Annotated in this window: 14 protein-coding genes; 2 read left to right on the plus strand and 12 right to left on the minus strand. The window is 71.5% G+C overall.

Annotation, left to right across the window (positions count from 1 at the left end; all coding sequences use genetic code 11):
* Nucleotides 1-537: 537 nt before the first annotated feature.
* The 11 genes from ACFV2J_RS32130 to ACFV2J_RS32180 form a co-directional block, all read right to left on the minus strand.
* Nucleotides 538-1,227, minus strand: coding sequence for an aspartate/glutamate racemase family protein (locus ACFV2J_RS32130; RefSeq protein ID WP_385096905.1), 690 nt, complete (start codon nt 1,225-1,227; stop codon nt 538-540).
* A gap of 53 nt (nt 1,228-1,280) precedes the next feature.
* Nucleotides 1,281-1,625, minus strand: a complete 345-nt coding sequence (locus ACFV2J_RS32135; protein WP_385441917.1) for a GNAT family N-acetyltransferase — start codon at nt 1,623-1,625, stop codon at nt 1,281-1,283.
* A 110-nt stretch (nt 1,626-1,735) separates the two neighbouring features.
* Nucleotides 1,736-2,155: an aspartate 1-decarboxylase gene (gene panD, locus ACFV2J_RS32140; protein WP_385096900.1), complete on the minus strand. Its 420-nt coding sequence runs from the start codon at nt 2,153-2,155 to the stop codon at nt 1,736-1,738.
* Nucleotides 2,156-2,614: 459 nt separating this feature from the next.
* Complete coding sequence (locus tag ACFV2J_RS32145) at nt 2,615-3,586, minus strand: EcsC family protein (protein ID WP_385096902.1); 972 nt, start codon at nt 3,584-3,586, stop codon at nt 2,615-2,617.
* Nucleotides 3,587-4,079: 493 nt separating this feature from the next.
* On the minus strand, nt 4,080-6,830 hold the full coding sequence (locus tag ACFV2J_RS32150; protein ID WP_385090428.1) for an alkaline phosphatase family protein: 2,751 nt from the start codon (nt 6,828-6,830) through the stop codon (nt 4,080-4,082).
* A gap of 4 nt (nt 6,831-6,834) precedes the next feature.
* A complete protein-coding gene (locus tag ACFV2J_RS32155; RefSeq protein WP_385090431.1) occupies nt 6,835-8,190 on the minus strand; it encodes an ABC transporter permease in 1,356 nt (451 codons plus the stop codon).
* The gene (locus ACFV2J_RS32160) at nt 8,187-9,128 is read right to left on the minus strand and encodes an ABC transporter ATP-binding protein (RefSeq protein ID WP_385090434.1); all 942 of its coding nucleotides are present in this window, start codon (nt 9,126-9,128) and stop codon (nt 8,187-8,189) included. Before ACFV2J_RS32160 ends, ACFV2J_RS32155 begins: the two co-directional genes overlap by 4 nt.
* Before the next feature lie 305 nt (nt 9,129-9,433).
* A complete protein-coding gene (locus tag ACFV2J_RS32165; protein WP_385090437.1) occupies nt 9,434-9,844 on the minus strand; it encodes a hypothetical protein in 411 nt (136 codons plus the stop codon).
* On the minus strand, nt 9,841-10,995 hold the full coding sequence (locus tag ACFV2J_RS32170) for a molybdopterin-dependent oxidoreductase (RefSeq protein WP_385090440.1): 1,155 nt from the start codon (nt 10,993-10,995) through the stop codon (nt 9,841-9,843). Before ACFV2J_RS32170 ends, ACFV2J_RS32165 begins: the two co-directional genes overlap by 4 nt.
* A 292-nt stretch (nt 10,996-11,287) precedes the next feature.
* Nucleotides 11,288-11,821, minus strand: coding sequence for a hypothetical protein (locus ACFV2J_RS32175; protein WP_385090443.1), 534 nt, complete (start codon nt 11,819-11,821; stop codon nt 11,288-11,290).
* Complete coding sequence (locus tag ACFV2J_RS32180; protein WP_385441940.1) at nt 11,818-13,068, minus strand: molybdopterin-dependent oxidoreductase; 1,251 nt, start codon at nt 13,066-13,068, stop codon at nt 11,818-11,820. The genes ACFV2J_RS32175 and ACFV2J_RS32180 overlap by 4 nt, the downstream gene beginning before the upstream one ends.
* Before the next feature lie 634 nt (nt 13,069-13,702).
* Between ACFV2J_RS32180 and ACFV2J_RS32185 the strand changes: the two genes are divergently transcribed.
* Entirely contained in the window at nt 13,703-14,128 is a 426-nt protein-coding gene (locus ACFV2J_RS32185; RefSeq protein WP_385090446.1) for a hypothetical protein, read from the plus strand.
* 71 nt (nt 14,129-14,199) lie between these two features.
* Here ACFV2J_RS32185 and ACFV2J_RS32190 read toward each other — a convergent pair whose 3' ends face one another.
* Complete coding sequence (locus ACFV2J_RS32190; RefSeq protein WP_385090453.1) at nt 14,200-14,808, minus strand: TetR/AcrR family transcriptional regulator; 609 nt, start codon at nt 14,806-14,808, stop codon at nt 14,200-14,202.
* Nucleotides 14,809-15,124: 316 nt separating this feature from the next.
* On the opposite strand from ACFV2J_RS32190, the gene ACFV2J_RS32195 reads away from it, so the two are divergent.
* Entirely contained in the window at nt 15,125-15,859 is a 735-nt protein-coding gene (locus ACFV2J_RS32195) for an SDR family NAD(P)-dependent oxidoreductase (protein ID WP_385090449.1), read from the plus strand.
* Nucleotides 15,860-16,069: the final 210 nt, after the last annotated feature.

Here is a 16,069-nt window from a genome sequence, read left to right on the forward strand (position 1 = left end):
GCCCGGCCGGCGCCCCCCCCCCCGCCCCCCCGGCCCCCGCGCCCCCCCCCCCGCCGCGGGCGGGGCGGCCCCCCCCCCTCCTTCAAAAGGCAGGATCGCCGGTGTCCCGACCTCCGGCCCCTGTCAGGCCGGCGGATCGCCCTTCATCTCCGCCCGGCCGTTCACGACAGGGGTGGTCCCGTCACGACAGGGGTGGTCCCGGTTCGGGTTGCGGCACCGGCTCGGGCCCCGGCGGAACCGGCTCGGGTCCCGGCGGCGGCACGGGTCCCGGCGGCGGCACGGGTGACGGCGGCGGCGGAGTGGGTTCCGGGGTGGGACGGGGGCCCGGGTCCGGCGCCGGGTCGGGGAAGGGGTTCGGGTCGGGGAAGGGCTGCGGGCGGTCGGGCCCCGGCCCGGGGGTGGGACCCGGCTTCACCGGTTCGGGGTACGGATGCGTCATCGTGTCCTCCAGCCAGTCGGTACGTGCCAGTCGGTACGTCCCTGTCGGTACGTCGGCTCTGGACTTGTCCCACGCGTACCCGGCCGCCGCGCGCCCACTCACCCCGTCGCGCGGGGGATGCGGGACGGCCGGTCCCGCGTGCGGACCGGGCGGGTCCGTGCGAGGCGTGCCGCCTCCGCTCCGGCCGCGAGCCCCGGGCGGGGGCTCGACAGGACCGGAACCGCGGTCGTGGCCAGCCGCTGGGCCGGCGCCATGGAGGCCTGGGCGAGGACGATCACGTCGGCGCCGGTGACGGAGTCCGCGGTCGCGGCGACCGCGGCGGCGAAGCCGTCCAGGTCGCCCGCCTCGAAACGGGCCCACGCGCCGACGGCCGGCAGGGTGCGGACCGTGACGGGCCGGCCGGCGGCTCGGGCCTCGTCCTCGACGAGGGCGACCGTCGGCGCGAGGGTGCTGTCCAGCGCCGCCACCACCACGACACGCGGGCCGATGGCCACCGCGGCGGCGGCCATCGGGCGGTCCACCCGCAGCACGGGCACTCCGGCCTCCGCCCGCTCGGCGATCCCGCCGATGGTCGAGCAGGTGCAGAGCACGGCGTCGGCCCCGTCCGCGACGGCCCGGCCGAGCGCCGCCCGCACCTCGCCGTCGACGGCGGCAGGCCCCTCGGTCCGGGCCCGGGCCAACAGTTGCTCGTCCACCATGTGCCGCAGTTCCAGGCCCGGGTGGGCCTCGTCGCGCAGCGCGTCGAAAACGGGTACGTGCACGGGCGAGGTGTGCAGCAGGGCGAGCACACCGCCCGCGGCCGGCGCCGGAGGCACTGGCCGCGGTGGAGGCGCGGGGGCCATCAGAAGCGTCCGGGATGCGCCCTGAGCCACTCCATCGCCGCGTCCAGCAGCTCCGGGGCGGCCGCCGGAGCCTCCTCGGGGTGACGCGCCGCCCACTTCACGACGTACGGGCACAGCGGCGCGACCACGGTGCCCTCGCGCGCGGCGATGGTGTACAGCTCGCGGGCGAGCGAGCCCGCGATGCCCTTCCCCTCGTGCTCGGGTTCCACGATGGTGTGCACGGGGACGAGGGCGCGTGCGGGGGCTTCGAGGACGAAGTACTCGATGTGGCCCACCACCTCGTCCCCGGCGAGGGCCTCCAGACGGCCGGCCGCCCGGTCGTCGCGGATCACGATGTCGCTCATGGGTACTCCTCGGGTCCTGGTTCCTCGGGTCGTGGTTCCCCAGCCCCGGCCCGCGGATCCGCCGGTCCGGCGGACGGCCTCGGACGCCCCCGGACGTCCTCGGCCGGGACTCAGGCGGTGACCGCCTGGGGGCTGCGTTCCTGGTCCGAGCCCGGCACCGGTTCGGACGGGTCGGCCCCCAGGGCCACGACGCGGTTGTCGCGGTCCACGTGCACGACCCGCGGCCGCAGTGCCCGCGCCTCGGCGTCGGAGACCTGAGCGTAACTGATGATGATCACCAGATCACCGGGATGGACGAGATGGGCCGCCGCACCGTTGATCCCGATCACCCCGGAGCCGCGCTCGCCCTCGATGACGTACGTCTCCAGACGCGCGCCGTTGGTGACGTCGACGATGTGGACGAGCTCGCCGGGCAGCAGATCCGCCGCGTCGAGCAACTCGGCGTCGATGGTCACGGAACCGACGTAGTGCAGGTCGGCCTGGGTGACGGTGGCTCGGTGGATCTTGGACTTGAACATGGTGCGCAGCATCGAGGGCACTCCTGGACGTAGGCTCCCTGCCTGCTTGTCGCAGGTCAAGGGCTGTTGCCCGAGCGTACAACGGCTCTCTGCCGGCTGTCATCGAGACTGTGGGCAGGGACCCGCACCGAGCGTTCAAGGAGTTGGCCGACGTGCCGCCAGCCCTTCACAGGACAAGAGCCGGATGACCCGCCCGCCGGGCCAAAGGACAGTGGCGTCGCGGAGTATGGACGGCCACCAGGCGACGCATGCGGGCACGACTCCCACGAAAGCGTTGCCGAAGTGGCTCCCCGGCCGCCGAACTCCACAAGTCCGACAGCCGAGTCAGGGTCCGCGATCTTGTACGACAACGCCGGAGGACCGGACACTCGATGATCCTCCGGAACGGCGAGGCACGACCTGAGGTGGTACGGGTCCTCGCGCGCACATGGGAACCTGCGAGGGCTGCCTCGTGGACCCAGCGCCCATCACTCACGTGACGTCGGTCTGGGGTTCTTCGTCCCCGTCGGTCGCCAGTACGGCCGGCAGCGGCAGCCCGTACTTGTCGCACAGGAATCGAGTCTGCGAGTAGCGCTGGGCGTCGGCGGCCACCCTGCCGAGGACCGCGGAATTCATGCCGGCACCGATGAGGACACCCACGAACGGCACGACCTTGGCGACGTTCTTGACCGGCACCCTGGCGCCGGCCGGGCCCAGTTGCTGCATCAGCTTCTCAAGGGCGGCCAGGAGGCGGTGGTCCTGGCGGAGCTTCTCCGACCACTTTATTCGTCCCTTGACCGCGTGCGCCGCCCGCGCGGTATCGCTCAACGGCTTGGCTTTGGCCGCCTGCGCCATGAAGGAGCGCTGTACCAGGCGTTGGATGAAGTCCTGTTCCCTGGGGTCTTTGGCGTCGTAGCCGTAGGAGTACGCGATGCGCGATGCGATCGACGTGCTCAAGACCTGGACGACGAGGATGTCCGCTGTCATCGCGACGGGGATACCGGCTACGGGGACCATGGCCAGCAGGCCCATCGCGCCGCCTTCGAACGCGCCGGCGGTGCGCCACCTGAGGGTGTTGCGGGACAGCAGTCGGTCGCAGACCTTGAGGTCCTGCTGGCGTAGTTCGACGAAGGTGTCGATCTCGAGACCCTGCTTGCGGGCGAGCTTCTCGACGTTCTTCGGGTCATTGAGCTCCATGGCCCAGTCGTTGACCAGCTCGACCAACGCCGCGGCGCCCGCGAGCGCCGGTCGCATGGCCTTGTCGGCGACCGCGTCGCCTGCGCGCCGGATCGGTTCCGTGACCGCCTCCGGCACAGCGTCCGCGACGCGTCTCGCCGCGTTTCCCGCGACCTCACCGGTGCGACCGAGGGCGTTGCTCGCCCAGTTCGGCAGACCACGGCGGTTGTTGCGGCGCTGCCAGTGCTCGTTGAGCGTGTCCCACACCTGCCCTTCGTACTCGCTCATCGGGATTGCACCGTCAACGAGTGGGTCGGCGTGCGTGCTCATCGAGGTTCTCCATTTCGACGGTGTTCGCCGGATCCACGATGCCTACCGGCCGACGTGGGTGACGCCGCAGTGTGGGGTCGATGTCCGAAGTCGACCGCACCGGCCACCCGCGGGGCACCGAGACACGGCATTTCCTTCGAGAAAGGCCGGTCACCACACACTGATTCGCATGATCCAGGAGCTTGGACGCATCGCGCAGTGGAACGGCCGGATACACCGGCGGTACCCGGCCAGGTCTCCAGGACTGTCCGCGTGGTGTCACTTTGGGCGGCTCTCCACAGGTCGAGGGCGCTGCGGGTGCGCAGCGGCATGCCCTGGCACTCGTAGCTCGCAGAGAACATCGCCTCACGCTCGCGAGCGGGCTCCCTGTCCACCACAGGCGGAACAGGTGAAGGGGCTCTTGGCCGGCGACAACGCCGGCCAAGAGCCCCTTTACCTGTTGTGCCTCAGGTCAGCCGTCGGATTCGGCCGACGGGATGTAGGCGCCGGGTACGTCCTTGGGCGCGTAGATCTTTTTCTCGCCCGGGTACGGCTGCTTCCAGTTGTGGGTCTGGTACCAGGTGAGGTGGTTCATCTGTGCGGGGTTGGCGAAGTCCGGCACGGCATGGGGTCCGGTCAGCCGCTGCCGCGACTTCCAGGTGTCCCACTGCGACGCGAGGGGCCGCATGTCGGCCGGGACCTTCGCCGACGGCACCGCCGCAGCCTCGGGGTTCTGCGGCGCGGGGGTGTCCGTGCCGCAGGCCGGCGGGGTGGCCAGGCCGTCGGTCAGGGAGGTGCGGTTGGCCAGGGCGTCGAACGGTTCGAGGTTCGCCTTCCTGGTGAACGCCCCGCTCATGGGGGTGGCCGCGCTGTCCTTCTGGTTCATCGGGTGGATCCCGAGGATCTGCTCGATGGTGCGGATCATCGTGATCTGCGAGTAGTAGTGGCTGTCGACTACGCCGTGCCGGGCGTAGGGGCTGATGATCTGGACCGGGGCACGGTGGCCGTCGACGTGGTCGAGGCCGGCCTGGGAGTCGTCCTCGACGACGAAGATCGCGGAGTCCTTCCAGTACTTGCTGTGCGAGATCTCGTCGACCATCCTGCCGACCGCGAGGTCGTTGTCCGCCACCTGGGCTGCCGGGCTCGCCGGACCGCCCGTGTGGTCGCTGGAGAGCCAGAACATGTTCAGGTTCGCCGGCCCGTTCTTCTCGAAGTCCTGCTTCCAGATCTCCTCCCGGTAGATGTCCGGGACGCTGGTGTCGAACTTGGGGAAGGCGGGCACCGAGACGCTGTTGAGCGACGGGATCGGTGACGAGGAGACCAGCGAGTACGCGGACTGCTGCCCCGTCGCGTTCATGTTCTTGGAGTCGCAGTACAGGTTCTGCCAGGTCGAACCGGTCGGCTTGGTCAGGAACTGGTGGAACTCACCGAAGTCGCGGACCGACTTGTCCGCCGCCTGGGCGCCGGTCCAGAGGAAGCCGGACCTCTGGTGGCCGAGGGCGTCGTCCTCGGTGTCGTAGCTGCGCAGGTACTCGCCGGCCGAGGACTCGGTGTACTCGGGGTTGTCGGCCTGCATCAGCCAGTTGTGCCCCTCGGCGGAGTTCGTGCCGATGTCGTACGTGTTGTCGTACAGCCCGAACTGCTTCGCGAGCGCGTGCTGGTTGGGTGTCACGTTCTCGCCGAACTGCGTCAGTGACGGGTTGCCGTTGCCCTGCGGGATGTCACCGAGGACCTGGTCGTAGGTCCGGTTCTCCTTGACGATCATGAAGACGTGCTTGATCGTCGAGGGGTCACCGAGCCGCACCGGGACGGGCACCGGCTTCGCCCTGCTCCTGCCCTTGGCGAGCTTGACCGAGTTGTCGGTCCAGCCGTTCTGCTTGAAGACCTTGCCCGTCTGGGCCTTGACGGCCTTGTCGCTGGGCAGCGTGAAACGGGTCAGGCTCGACGTGGTGTCGTGGGTGCCGTGCCCGGCGCTGGTGGTCGACCGACGGGCGTCGACACCACGGGTGTTGGAGACGACGACCTGGTCGCCGACCGTGGCGATCTCCGCGGGGAAGTAGTCCGTCGGCAGCAGACCGACGAAGCCGACCGGCTCCTGCGGGCTCGTGTACCGGTAGACGGCTACCGCGTTCGCGCGCCCGAGGGTCACCAGCAGACGGCCGTCGTCGGTGAGCGTCACCGCGTCGGGCTCGTAGCCCACCGACGCCTCCGGCCACGGCCGGGTGGAGATGGTCTGCACGACCTTGTCGTTGGCGGTCCTGATGACCGACACGTCGTTGGTGGCGGTGTTGGTGACGAACAGCGCCCCCTTCTTCGCGTACATCGCGGTCGGATGCAGACCGACGTTGATGCTCCCGACGGCGGCGTCCGGCTTCTTCAGGTCGATGACGCTGACCGTGCCGGTGGTCGTGGCACCGGTCACCGGGTCGGCCGGCACCTGCGTGTTGTAGGAGTTGATCGTGGTCTCGCCGGGCCTCGCCGGACGGCCGCCCTCGTTGCTGACGTAGAGCTTGCCGCCGACCTGGACCAGGTCACGCGGGGCGTTGCCCACGGTCCAGCTCTGCTGGACGGCACCGGTCGCCGCGTCGATGGCGACCACGCGGTTCTGTCCGTTGACCGCGGAGTACACGGTGGCCCCGTCGGCGGAGAACACCGCCTCACCCACCAGTGCGTGCCTGGGTCCGTCCGCCGGGATCGGGATGTTGACCGGGCTCGCGACGCTGCCGTCCGGGTTCACGGTGAATCGGGTGTAACCGTCGGTGCGGCCCAGCCACAGCTGCTTTCCGTCGGGCGAGTACGTGGGACCTTCCTGGCCCACGTCGTTGCCGCTGATCCGCGGGACCGACGACGCGCCGCTGCCGACGAGCTGCTGCACCTTCCAGCCCTTGAGGTCCACGATCGACAGCGCCGCACCACCGTCGGTGACCGAGGCCGCGAGATGGGTGCCGTCCGGGCTGACGGACGACGACATGATCTTGCCGTTGCCGATGACGAGACGGTCGCCGTACGGAGCGATGTACTGGTCGCTGGAGATGACCTGACCGTCTTGCGTGGTCTGGCCGACCTGTTCGGTGCCGAACTGCCGCGTCTGGGCGAGAGCGGTACCGGCGGCGGCGACAGCGAGGGCGGTGATGCCGACCGTCACCAGAGGTATCCGGCCGACGCGTCTGCCGAGAAGTCCCGGACGGTCCCTCTCGACACGCCTGCGGCGTGTTACCTGCATGGAGTCATCCCTTCGTGGTGCCGAGCAGATCGACATTGCCGTCGAACTGCCAGAGCGGGTTCGGTGCGTCCCCGACCGGGGTGCGCACCAGGAAGAAGCCGTTCACCTCCTTCGGCCCGTCGCCGTCGGCGACGAACCGCCCGTCCGGGGTGACGTCGAGCTGGTAGATGGCGGTGCCGGTGGCCGCGACGTCGGGGAGGTGCCAGGAGACGACGCAGCGCCAGTCGTTGCCCGCTCCCCGCGCACCGTCCGCGACGTCGCCCTTCGTGCACGCCGCGCCGGCCTTCAGCTGCGCTTCGGTGACGGCGGGGCGGTTGAGTTCCTCGGTCTGCAGGCGATAGAGATGGGCGAACGCCACGGCCACCGAGTCCTGCACCTTCGTCTGCTCGATCCCGGAACCCGTGGCCCCGGTCGTGCCGGCGACGACCGCGACCGTCAGCGCGAGCAGCCCGGCGAGCGGCACCGCTCCGGCGACGAGCGCGCGGCGCGGCGACCCGTCATCGGAGAGATGGGTGAAGTCCCGCCGCAGGAACAGCAGACAGGCGAGCCCCGTCGCGACCACGGCCCACACCAGGCTGACCACGATGCCGATCAGGAGCGGGGCCCACTGCGTCGTACTGGTGAACAGTCCGTTCCAGGAGATGAAGGCGTACCCGGGCAGGGCGAGGCGCACGGCGACGGGCAACGGCAGCATCTGCGCGAGCTGCATCGCGAGCGCGACGAGCGCCGGCAGCAGCAGCCCCATCGGGGAGCGCCCCAGCGTGACGGACCCGAGCAGTCCGATCGCCGCGAGGGCGAGCGTCGGGGCGAGCGCGCAGGCCCAGGCGAGGAAGACCTTCCCGGCGGCGTCGCCCGAGGACAGCAGGTGGCCGTCGAGGCCGATCAGCGGCTGGTTCCCGACCGCCGCCACCCCGCCGACAGCACTGGAACAGACCAGTCCGGCCACGAGCGACAGGATGACGGTGAGGCTGGCCAGGGCCTTCGCCACGAAGATCCGCCGGGGCGAGCGGACCGCCACCAGAAGGTGGCGCCAGGTGCCGAGGCGGTCCTCGGAGGCGAACACGTCACCGGCGACCAGTGAGGTCAGCAGCGGGAGCGCCCAGGTGCCCGCGAATCCGAGGACGACCAGTGGTCCGGCCCACCCCGTCGCGTGCATCCAGCGGCCGAAGAGGGTGTCGGAGGGGAGCGAGTCCTGCCGGCTCACCGCGGCGACGAAGAGCGCCGGCGCGATCCAGCAGGCCAGGATCACCAGCCGGATCCGCCACTGCGAGAGGAGCTTGACCAGCTCGAAGCGGTAGGCGCGTACCACCGGCACCCTCAGGGTGGCGGCCGTGACGTTCTCGGTGAGGGTCGCGGTCATCGGGCCGCCTCCTGCTGCTCGGTGAGGGCGAGGAACGCGGCCTCCAACGGGGACACCACGGGGGCGAACTCGCGCAGCGCGATCCCCTCGTGCACGAGGCGCACCACCAGGTCGTCCAGGGCGGGCACCAGCCCACGCACGACGAGCACCTCCTCGTCACGCTGCGCCCCGGCCTGGCCGACGACCTGGATCCCGGCCGTGTCGGCGGCCAGTCGACGGGCGGCCCGCGGTTCGGAGGTGAGCACCCGGTAGTCGAGTTCACTGTTCTCGGCGGCCAGCTTGCCCAGCGGGCCGGAGAAGACCACCCGCCCGGTCGCCAGGATGGTGACCTCGGAGCACAGTGCTTCGAGATCGTCCATGCGGTGGCTCGAGAGCACCACGCTGATTCCCTCGGCCGCAAGGCGCGCGAGGACACCGTGGACATGCTTCTTGCCGGCCGGATCGAGACCGTTGGACGGCTCGTCCAGGACGAGGAGTCGCGGCTTGGTGAGCAGAGCGGCGGCGAGCCCCAGCCTCTGCCGCATGCCCAGGGAGAAGCCGCGGGCCCGGTCGTCGGCGACATCGGTGAGCCCGACCTGTTCGAGCACCTCGTCGATCCCCGCCGTCTGCGCGTCGCGGCCCCGCAGAGCGGCCAGCGCGGCAAGGTTCTGCCGGGCGGTCAACGAGGGGTAGAGGCCCGGTCCGTCCACGAAGCCGGCGACACCCTCGGGAGCCGCGAGCGCCCGCCCGACCGGTGTGCCCAGGATCTCCAGACGGCCGCCCTCGGCGACGGCCAGACCCAGCAGGAGGCCGAGCAAGGTCGTCTTGCCCGCGCCGTTCGGCCCGACCAAGCCGTGGATCTGCCCTTGCGTGACCTCCAGATCGATGCCGTCGAGTGCGACGACGTCGCCGAAGGACTTGGTGATCCCGCGCGCCCGGACTGCGGGGAGAGTATCCATGAGACCCATCCTTAGAAGACCTCAAGGACCCTAGGTGTGGCGTACACGAAAGTCAGGGACGACGAGTTGAACGGGCACGGAACGAAAGAAGACCCGCATCCGCCGGGGCGGTGTCCTCCTTCCGTTTGGTCCGCGCATATCGCCAGTTCCCCGCACCTCGGCGGAAACTGACGACCTGTCCGGTATGACAGCCACTGTCCTGTCGGCGCACTGATCACTTGACTCGGGCCGGAGTGCGGCAACTCCGGCCGCGGATACGGGCTTTCCGGGGCGGTCCACCGGCCCTGCGGGGACCGGCGTCGACCTCACGACCGTGGCCGCCGTCGACGGGCGACGCCCCGCACGCCCCGCACGGCCAGAACGAACACCGTCACCGTGGCCACCGCCGCCCACGCGATCAGCAGGTTGCGCGGGTAATCCAGCGGCAGCACCGAGGAGTTGGCCGGTCGTCCGGGCCGGAGCAGCACCGGCAGGGCCACCACCGTCAACGCGCCCGCGACCACCAGCGCCCCGCGAACCGGCCCTCGTACGCCGCCGCGTACCAGCACCAGCCCGGCCAGCAGCACCAGCGGCGCGATCAGCGCGTCGTGCAGGACGACGGCCCCGCCCATCCAGACCAGTACGTCCGTGAGGTCCCGGACGTCGAGCAACAGGGAGGCACCTTGGCCCAGGAGCGCGACCCCGGCCGCACCCGCGAGACATCGGGTCACCTTCACGACAGCACCTCCAGTCGGCCCACCCACTTGGTCTGCAAGACGCCGGGCCGGTTCGGGGCGATGAGCCGCGCCGGATAGCCGTGGTCCGGATCGAGCTCCTCGCCGTTCAGCCGGAGCGCGAGCAGGGTCAGCGGGTCGCGGGCGTGCTCATGCCCCATCTCCGACACCCGGTAGCCGCCGCGCAGTTGCAACGACACCACCCGCACCCGCGCGTGCGGCGGCGCGCCCGTCCGGTCCAGCAGATCGACGACCCGTACGCCCGTCCAGTGCGCCGACGCGCTCCAGCCCTCCACGCAGGCGATCGGCAGCTCCACCTCGTGCTGCGGCAGAGCGCGCAGTTCGTCCAGCGTCAGGGTGTACGGCCTCGGGCCGGCCACCGTCAGCCGGTACTCCTCGTCGGCGATCCGGCCGACCCCGGCCGCGGCGGCGGTCCGGTTCACCGGCAGGGACTGCGGGCCCCGATCGGGATGGCGGGGCGCGAACAGGATGAAGTCCTTCAGCGGGGTGAAGGACTGACCCACCGTGGTCAGGGTGACGGCCCCGACGGCCGCGCCCACCGCGGCCAGCAGCGAGCGCCGGTCGGGACCGTCCTGCGCGGGCAGGGTGAGGGTCCCGGGCGACCGCCTGCTCCAGTGCGCCCGGATCTCCGGCGCCTTGACCGCGATGTGCAGGACCAGCGCGCCGGTCACCAGCCACGCGACCGCGTAGTGCACCGGTACGAACGAGAAGGGCCACGGGTACCACTGCACCGTGTTCAACAGCCCGGTCGCGAGCTCGAAGACGGCCCCCGCGACCAGGAGCGCGACCGACAGCCGTTCCACCGCGTGCCGGACCGATCGCAGCGGCGGCCACTCGAACAACCGCGGATACACCGTCCACAACTTGGCGAGCAGCAGGGGGATCGCGGCGGTGCCGGAGGCGACGTGCAGGCCCTGGGTGAGCCGGTAACCCCACGACGGGCGGCTCGGGATGTGGTCGATCAGCGAGCCCGGCGGATGCTGCATGAAGTGGCTGACCAGCCCGGTCACGAAGCACACGGCGAACGCCGGCCCCAGCCAGCGGCCGATGGAGGTCGCGGTGCGGGCGTCGTGGAGTCCGCCCTTGAACACCGGCGGACGGGGCGGAGGGAAACGCAGTTTCATGTTCCCCATCCCACCCGGCGGCCCTCCGTTCCGGAACGTCCGCACGCCTTACGGAACTGGGACGCCTCCCAGGGGACCGGCCTCGGCCTCCCGGGGACCCGCGACCGGTCAGGCTGTTCGCGACCGGTACCGCTCCCCGCTCACGACAGGGACCGGGACCCGCTCGCCGCCGGTCAGGAGGACCCCGGGCCGGGCGGTGACCGGGACCCGGGTGGATCGGCGGTCCGCCCCTGTCCGTCCCCCCTCCCCCCGCGTCCCCGGAGACCCGGTGCACGCCCGCCCTCGTCGTCCCGACCGAGCGTCACTTCGTCGCTCCGCGCGCTCGCGCCCGGGCCCGGATCTCCTTGCGTTCCGGCCGCAGGCGCAGCCAGGTCCGCACGATCAGGACGAGGGCCGAGGCGAGGAACAGTCCGGCGGTGACGAGGAGCCAGCGGGCCAGGAACCCGTCCGCCGACAGGCCCGTGTCGGCGGTGTACCGGCCGCCCTGGCGCAGGATCAGCGGCCACCACACCAGGAACAGGACTCCCGCGACGAACGTCGGCACGCGCAGGTAGTTGACGCTCGGTCGGTGCGTACCCCCGCCCGGTTCGCGGCTTCCGCGGCACAGCCACTGGGCGGCCCGGTCGGTCACGGAGTAGAAGGGCAGCAGGACCAGGTCGTGGAGAAGCGCGGCCCCGACGAACCAGATCACCACGCCGAGGGTGTCGCCCTTCAGCAGCCTGATCCCCGCGTAGCCGGCCAGGACGAAAGAGGCGAGGACGAGCAGGAGGTGCAGCGGGGAAGCGCCGTAGCGGCTGCGCAGGCCCGTGACGAAGCCTCTCGCGGAGTGGTTCATGCGGGTTCTCCGAAGGTGAGGCGATGCACCCACTTGGTGTTGTGCACCCCTGGGGCGGCCGGGAGGATCACACGGGCCGGATAGCCGTGGTCCGCGGACAGTTCCGCTCCGTTGACCCGCATCGCGAGCAGCGAACGGTGGTCGCGGGCCTGGTTCGCCGCGAGTTCGACCGAGGAGAACGCTCCGCCGCGCTGGACCGATTCCACCCGTACCGGTGGGGTGTCGGTGCCGAGCCCGACGAGGGCGGCGAGATCCGTGAGGCGGACGCCGCTCCACCGCTGGTCGGGCGTGGACCAGCCCTCGACGCAGGCGATCGGCAGCGCCGACTCGGTCTGCGGCATCGCGAGGAGCATCGCGCGGGTGAGAACGACCTGCCGTCCGCCGCCGCGGACCGTCAGCCGCCAGGCGGGGCCGATGTCGCTGGGGCGGATGCCGACCGACGCGGCGGTCTTGTTGATCGGGAAGCCGTTCGGCCCCGGACCGGGGTCACGGCCGTGCGGGGCCAGCAGGGCCGTCCTGCGCCACCAGCCGCCGACGCTCTGTCCGGCCGTCACCGCGAACAGCGCGAACGACCCGGCTCCGACCATGGCGACCGCTCCCCTGCGGGAGATCGTCCCGGGGACCGGCCGGGGTGACACGAGGCCTGCCGCCTCGTCGGAGCCGGGTTCCGGCTGGAAGCCGCGGCCGGCCCGCACGGCGCGCATCGCACGGGAGAACCGGAAGGCGACGTGGACGACGAAGGCGCCGATGAACACCCAGGCGCCGTAGAAGTGGAGGGGGTAGAAGGAGCCGGGGAAGACGTAGTTCAGCTGGATGTTCAGGATTCCGGTGGCGAAGGTGAATCCGGCACCGCCCACCAGCAGGAGCACCGACAGTCGTTCGAGGGCCTGACCGGCCGAACGGACCGGCGGCCACTGGAACAGTTTCGGGATGACCGACCACAGTTTCGCGAGGAGCACCGGGACGAGCACCACGCCGAGGACGGTGTGGACGCCCTGTGTCAGCCGGTAGAGCCAGTACGGCGACGTCGGCCAGGTGAACAGGTAGAAGCCCAGCCAGCCCTTGTCGGGCGTCGCGTCGTTGCGCGGGGCGAGGTCCGGGTTGTAGGACGCGTACGACAGCAGCCCGGTCACGAACACCAGCGTGACGCCGACCAGCAGGGTCAGCCCGAACACGCCGGTCAGCCAGGGCCCCCGCAACGGACTGCGCCAGAACCCCGGACGAGTCGGCCCCGGTGGCGGACCCATGGACCGGGCCCGGTCCACGGCGCCACGCAGGCGGTCGAGCGCCGTCACGCGCTGCGGGGGCCTCGGGGCGGCGGACGGGAGCCGCGGGGGTTCACTGCCCGGTCCGGTCGGTCCGCCCGGTCCGCCCGGTCCTTCCGGTCCTTCCGGTCCGTCTGGTCCGTCCGGCCTGCCGTCGCTCGCCTCCACCCGGAACACCTCCACCACGCACAGACGCCCGGACGGTCACCATCAGCCCAGACGGACACGATCACTGAGGAGAACATCCCTCACGCGGCACCTGGGCCACTCCCGTGACACGCCAGATCCGGGTGCCGGCGCCTGCCGCCCGGCACCGGGGCGACGGCGAGCGCGGTGGGCGGATCGAGCATGTCAGCGAGCCCGTGCCCCCGCGTCAGTGACACGTCCGGACCCCGAGGTCAGTGACACGTCCGGTCACCGCGAGGCGCCACTCGGGGCCGGTAACTCGCGGGCAGGCAACACCGGCCACCGCCCCTGGCACGCTCCGTCACACCGCGGCCTTCGCCCGGTGGGCCCTCTCGACGCTCCCGCACCCGGGCCCTCCTGGACCCGGCTGGACGCCACCCCGTCCACGGCGTTCACTGTAGGCATATGACGTAGTCATCGGGAGAGTGCCATGTTTGTCGTTATTGGCCTCATCATCCTCGTTGCCGCGGTGGTCGTGGGCCTGGCCGGTGTGCTCGGCAACGCCGACACCGGGCACGCGCTCGCCTCCGACGGCTTCACCGTGTTCGGCTACCACGTCACCGGTTCCACAGGCACGCTTTTCCTGTCCGGCATCGTCGTCGGAGCCGCCGCCATCATCGGGCTGAGCCTGCTGCTGATCGGGTACCGCCGGGCCGCACTTCGCGGCCGCGCCGCACGTCGCGGACTGGACGAGTCCCGGCGCAGGACGGAAGCCGTCAGCAGGGACCGCGACGACCTGATCGCCCAGCGCGAGAACGAGGGGGCCCGCAGCGAGCAGCCCTACGGCGATGCCGGTCGAGACGACGGACACCACCATCGATGGCATCCGTTCGCGCACCGTCCGGTCCACCGGTAGCGTCTCCGCCTCCCGCGCCGCCGCGGAGCGCTACGGGTTCACGTCAGGGGCGGCAGGGAGCCGGTGGCCGGTCAGGGCCTGGCCGGGGCCGGCGAGGCCGTCCTGAGGCGTGCGATGTGGTCGAGCATCGTGTCGAGGGCCACCTCCAGCGGGCGGACCTCACGCTGGATCTGCGTCAGCAGCAGCCCTCCCTGGAGGGCTGCGAGCGTGGCGAGGGCGAGGTCGTCGGGGTCGGCGTCGAGCTCTCCGCGTGCGTGCATGGCGGTCAGCCCCTCACGGATCGCGGACTCCCAGCGCAGGAAGCCCGAGGCGACGGCCAGCCGGGCTTCCGGGTTGCTCTCGGCGACCTCGGTGCCCAGCGTGCCGATCGGGCATCCGCCGCGGCACTGGAGACGGCGCTGGTAGTCCACCAGGGCGTCACGCCATCCGCGAAGACCGGCCATGGTGTCCAGGCGGGCGAAGTGCGGTTCCTGAAGTTCCAGAACCGCCGCGGTCTGGAACTCGATGACCGCCAGGAGGAGCGCCTGCTTGTCCGCGAAGTAGTGGTAGATCTGCGAACCGCTCACGCCGGCCGCGGTCCGTACGTCTTCCAGCGTCGCCTCGGTGAGGCCGCGCTCGTACATCAGCTGGGCGGCGGCGGCGACGATCCGCTCACGGGTCGCCCGGCCCTTCGGGGTCAGGGGCTTCGCGGGGGTGCCCTGCCGATCCGGCGTCGCGCGGTCCCGCGTCGTACGGACCGGCGTCGCACGATCCCGCGTCGCGCGGTCTGACGTTGCGCGGTCCGACGTCGTACGGTCCGCCGCCGTCCGCTCCTCCGCCGTCTGCTCCTTCGGCGCACGCGTCCGCGCTGCCCGCGTCCGCGCCGTCGGGTTCTGAGTGGTCATGGCTCCACCATAGAAGATTCTGGAGTGGACAACCCATTTTTCGGTGAGCAATCTGGGACGCACAACCCACTCCGGCCCGCCACTCGGGCCGGAATCCTGGAAGGTGCAGCACATGGAACTCACCGGCAAAGTCGCCCTGGTCACCGGCTCCACCGGGGGTATCGGCAGTGAGGCCGCCCGGCTGATCGCGGCCTCGGGGGCCCACGTCGTCGTCTCCGGCCGCAATCCGGAGCGCGGCGCGGCCACCGTGAGGGCGATCACCGAAACCGGAGGCAGCGCGCGATTCGTCCCGGCCGACCTCACGGACCTCGCCTCGCTGCACCGGCTCGCCGGGGAAGCCGGTGATGTCGACATCCTGGTCAACAACGCCGCGCTGTTCCCCGTCGGGCCGACCACGTCGCAGGACGTGGAGACCTTCGACACCGCCCTTGCCGCCAACATCCGGGCCCCCTACTTCCTGACCGCGGCGCTGGCGCCGGGCATGGTGGCCCGGGGGTCCGGCAGCATCGTCAACGTGAGCACGATGGCCGCCCGCATCGGCATGGCCGGGCTGTCCGTCTACTCCGCGACCAAGGCCGCGCTGGAGTCCCTCACCCGCACCTGGGCGGCCGAGTTCAGCCCCGCCGGGGTCCGCGTCAACACGGTGGCCCCCGGCCCCACCCGTACCGACATGGTGATGGACACGATGGGAGAGGAAGGAGCCCAGCAGGTCGCCAAGACGACACCGCTCGGCCGTCTGGCGACCCCTCGGGAGATCGCCGAGGTCATCCACTTCCTCGCCACCGAGCGCGCCGCCTACCTCACCGGCGCCACGATCGCGGCGGACGCCGGCCGCACGGCGGTCTAGCGCACCGGCGCGCGCGTAGGCGAAACGGCGGCCCGGGCCACACTTCGCCGCGCGAGCGGTCTCACGGGCGGAGCACCGCGAGCAGGACGCCGTGCCCCCCCCCCCCGGGCCGGCGGGCCCGCCCCCACCCGGGCGGGGCCCCCCCCGCGGGGGGGTTGGGGGGGGCCCCCCCCCGGAGCCTGTGCCTCGGGCGGGGCGTCGGCCACGGCC

The sequence above is a fragment of the Streptomyces sp. NPDC059668 genome, assembly GCF_042734135.1.
In the GTDB taxonomy this organism is placed as follows: domain Bacteria; phylum Actinomycetota; class Actinomycetes; order Streptomycetales; family Streptomycetaceae; genus Streptomyces.

Excerpts from the sequence above, each read along its gene's own strand:
- ACFV2J_RS32180 (WP_385441940.1), bottom strand. The coding sequence starts at position 13,068 with ATGGGTCCGCCACCGGGGCCGACTCGTCCGGGGTTCTGGCGCAGTCCG.
- ACFV2J_RS32175 (WP_385090443.1), bottom strand. The coding sequence starts at position 11,821 with ATGAACCACTCCGCGAGAGGCTTCGTCACGGGCCTGCGCAGCCGCTAC.
- ACFV2J_RS32170 (WP_385090440.1), bottom strand. The coding sequence starts at position 10,995 with ATGGGGAACATGAAACTGCGTTTCCCTCCGCCCCGTCCGCCGGTGTTC.
- ACFV2J_RS32195 (WP_385090449.1), top strand. The coding sequence starts at position 15,125 with ATGGAACTCACCGGCAAAGTCGCCCTGGTCACCGGCTCCACCGGGGGT.
- ACFV2J_RS32145 (WP_385096902.1), bottom strand. The coding sequence starts at position 3,586 with ATGAGCGAGTACGAAGGGCAGGTGTGGGACACGCTCAACGAGCACTGG.
- ACFV2J_RS32160 (WP_385090434.1), bottom strand. The coding sequence starts at position 9,128 with ATGGATACTCTCCCCGCAGTCCGGGCGCGCGGGATCACCAAGTCCTTC.
- ACFV2J_RS32155 (WP_385090431.1), bottom strand. The coding sequence starts at position 8,190 with ATGACCGCGACCCTCACCGAGAACGTCACGGCCGCCACCCTGAGGGTG.
- panD (WP_385096900.1), bottom strand. The coding sequence starts at position 2,155 with ATGCTGCGCACCATGTTCAAGTCCAAGATCCACCGAGCCACCGTCACC.
- ACFV2J_RS32135 (WP_385441917.1), bottom strand. The coding sequence starts at position 1,625 with ATGAGCGACATCGTGATCCGCGACGACCGGGCGGCCGGCCGTCTGGAG.
- ACFV2J_RS32150 (WP_385090428.1), bottom strand. The coding sequence starts at position 6,830 with ATGCAGGTAACACGCCGCAGGCGTGTCGAGAGGGACCGTCCGGGACTT.
- ACFV2J_RS32185 (WP_385090446.1), top strand. The coding sequence starts at position 13,703 with ATGTTTGTCGTTATTGGCCTCATCATCCTCGTTGCCGCGGTGGTCGTG.